The 2,901-nt window shown below is 68.1% G+C and carries 3 protein-coding genes; 2 read left to right on the top strand and 1 reads right to left on the bottom strand.

From position 1 onward, the window contains the following. Together FW784_RS14495 and FW784_RS13440 are read left to right on the top strand one after the other, a co-directional pair. The coding region (locus FW784_RS14495) for an acetate kinase (RefSeq protein ID WP_187770826.1) at positions 1–1,144 on the top strand (1,144 nt) is incomplete at its 5' end. Between the two features lie 106 nt (positions 1,145–1,250). Beyond that, on the top strand, positions 1,251–2,543 hold the full coding sequence (locus FW784_RS13440) for a nucleotide sugar dehydrogenase (protein ID WP_149353833.1): 1,293 nt from the start codon (positions 1,251–1,253) through the stop codon (positions 2,541–2,543). Here the strand turns inward: FW784_RS13440 and FW784_RS14680 are convergent. Beyond that, a partial coding sequence (locus FW784_RS14680) for an alpha/beta fold hydrolase (RefSeq protein ID WP_425481653.1) occupies positions 2,540–2,901 on the bottom strand: 362 nt, incomplete at its 5' end. The two genes, FW784_RS13440 and FW784_RS14680, sit on opposite strands and share 4 nt — an antisense overlap.

Here is a 2,901-nt window from a genome sequence, read left to right as displayed (position 1 = left end):
GGCGCTGCGGGTCGAGGAGTTCCTGCCCGAGCGCCTGAAGCTCGACCTCACCGCCCCCGACGTGCTGCGCCCCGGCCCGCAGACGACTGCCGGCGGCGGCAACCTCCCGACCAACGGGCCGGTGCAGAACGGCCCGGTCGGCCAGGCGCCCAGCGAGGAGAGCACGCGGCCGCAGGTGGCGCAGATCTTCGAGCAGCCGGGCGTGCTCACCCCGCGCGGCAAGTTCGTGCTCGAGCCGTCGGTGCAGCTGGACTATTCGTCGAACGATCGCGTCGCGCTGATCGGCTACACGATCATCCCCGCGATCCTGATCGGGCTGATCGACGTGCGGCAGGTAAAGACCACTACCGCGACGGCCGCGCTCACCGGCCGCTTCGGCGTCACCAACCGCTTCGAGGTCGAGGCCAAGGTGCCGTACGTCTACACCTATACCGACACCATCAGCCGCGAGATCTTCACCGGCAGCGCGACCGACAAGGTCTTCAACAGCGAAGGCAGCGGGCTGGGCGACGTCGAGGTCACCGCGCGTTACCAGTTCAACCACGGCGGCCCCGATTCGCCGTACTGGGTCGGCTGGCTGCGCTACAAGTCGCGCACCGGCAAGGACCTGTTCGAAGTCACCACCGACTGCGTGACGCGGTGCGTGGAGAACGCGACCGGCACCGGCCTGCCGCTCGAGCTGCCCACCGGGAGCGGGTTCCAGTCGCTGCAGCCCGGCGTGACCTGGTTGTACGCGTCCGACCCGGTCGTGTTCTTCGGAAGCTTCAGCTACCTGCATAACTTCGAGCGCAGCAATGTCTCGCGCACCGTGCTTACCGGCGCACCGGAAGGTAATCCGCAGACCACCACGGAGCCGCTGGGCAACATCAAGGCCGGCGACATCCTGGGCTTCAACGTGGGCCTGGGCCTGGCGCTCAACGAGAAGGCCGCGATCTCGATCGGTTACGACCACTCGATTGTCGATCGCACCGAGCAGAACGGCGAGCCGCTGCCGGGCTCGGTGCGCGTCATGCTAGGCACGCTGCTGCTGGGTGCGTCGTATCGCCTGAACGAGCACATGAGCCTGAACGTGTCGCTGGGAGTGGGCGTCACCCGCGATACGCCCGACTCCACCATCATGGTGCGCCTGCCGATTACGTTCTGACGGGCGCCGCCCATGTCGCCTCGGGCGCGGCCCGCCCGGCCTAACGGGCGCAAACGTCGCCGATGCGTTGTAATCGCGGTCCCGACCGGCCCGTGGACCCGCCCTGATGACCGAGCACGAAACGCACGAGCTGGACGGCCTGCGCATCGGCGTCTTCGGGATGGGGTACGTGGGGCTTCCGTTGGCGCTCGAGCTGGGGCGCCACTTCGACACAATCGGCTTCGACATCGACGGCGGCCGCGTGCGCGCGCTGCGGGACGGGCGTGACGACAACGGCGAGTCGTCGGTCGAGGAATTCGCCGGCGCGGCGCGGCTCTCGTTCGCGGACGACCTTGATGCCCTCGCCGATCGCAACGTCTACATCGTCACGGTCCCCACGCCGGTCGACGGCGACAAGCGCCCGGACTTCCGTCCGCTGATCGCGGCCAGCCGCATGATCGGCAAAATGCTGGGCCCCGGAGACACGGTGATCTACGAGTCGACCGTCTATCCGGGCGCCACCGAAGAAATCTGCGTGCCTGAGCTGGAGAGGTGCTCGGGTCTGCGTTTCAACCGGGACTTCACCGTCGGCTACAGCCCCGAACGCATCAACCCAGGCGACCGCCAGCGCCGCCTGAAGGACATTCCGAAAGTAACCTCGGGTTCGACGCCGGCGGCCGCGGACTTCGTCGACGCGCTGTACGCGCGTATCGTCACCGCCGGCACGCATCGCGCGTCGAGCCTGCGCGTGGCCGAAGCATCCAAGGTGATCGAGAACACCCAGCGTGACGTCAACATCGCGCTGATCAACGAGTTCGCGCTGATCTTCCACCGCCTCGGCATCGATACCACCGAGGTGCTCGAAGCGGCCGGCACGAAGTGGAACTTCCTGCCGTTCCGCCCGGGACTGGTCGGCGGGCACTGCATCGGCGTCGACCCCTACTACCTGATCCAGCGCGCGCAGGCGGCCGGTTACTACCCGGACATCGTGCTCGGCTGCCGACGCATCAACGACGCCATGGGTGCGCACATCGCGGCGCAGGTCATCAAGCAGATGATCCAGCGCGGCACACGCGTGTCCGGCGCGCGCGTGCTGATGCTGGGTATCACGTTCAAGGAGAACTGCGCGGACCTGCGCAATACCCGCGTGGTCGAGCTTGCGCGCGAACTGGAGGAATACGGCGCGCACGTCGACTTCCATGATCCCTGGGCGACCGCGGCGGACGCAAAAGCCGCCTACGGGGTCGACCTAGTGCCGGCGCCCGAGGCGGGCGTGTACGACGCGGTGATCCTAGCCGTGGCCCACAGGCAGTTCGCGGAAATGGGCCCGGAACGCGCACGCGCATTCGGTCGGCCGGGCGCGCTGCTCTACGACATCAAAAGCGTCTACCCACGCGAGTCGGTCGACGCGCGACTCTAGTCGCGCAGGAACCGCCCCAGCACGGCAGCCACCTGCGCGGGAATCTCCATGTGCAGGTGGTGTCCGCCCTCCACGCCGACCACGTCCACCTGGCGCAGGCAGGCGGCGCGTTCGTCGCGCACATCGGCGGGAAAGAAGCGGAACGCCGGTACGGCATGTAGCAACCGCACGGGGCATTCGATCGCGCGGATCAGGTCGCGCACCTGGCCTTCTGTCATGCGCACGGCGGTGGGCCGGGTCAGGCGCGCGTCGCTGCGCCAGGCAAAGCCGCCGCCTGCCGCCGGTGCGAGGCTGCGCTCCACGATCAGCCGCGCGGCACCCTCCTCCAGTCCGCCCTCAACGTCACCTCGAACAACAT

It is taken from the genome of Cognatilysobacter lacus (genome assembly GCF_008274655.1).
GTDB classification, from domain to species: domain Bacteria; phylum Pseudomonadota; class Gammaproteobacteria; order Xanthomonadales; family Xanthomonadaceae; genus Cognatilysobacter; species Cognatilysobacter lacus.
The sequence above is the reverse complement of the archived record's forward strand: the minus strand, read 5'-3'. Positions and strand labels throughout refer to the sequence as shown.

Coding starts and splice junctions, on each gene's coding strand:
- FW784_RS13440 (WP_149353833.1), top strand. CDS start 1,251: ATGACCGAGCACGAAACGCACGAGCTGGACGGCCTGCGCATCGGCGTC.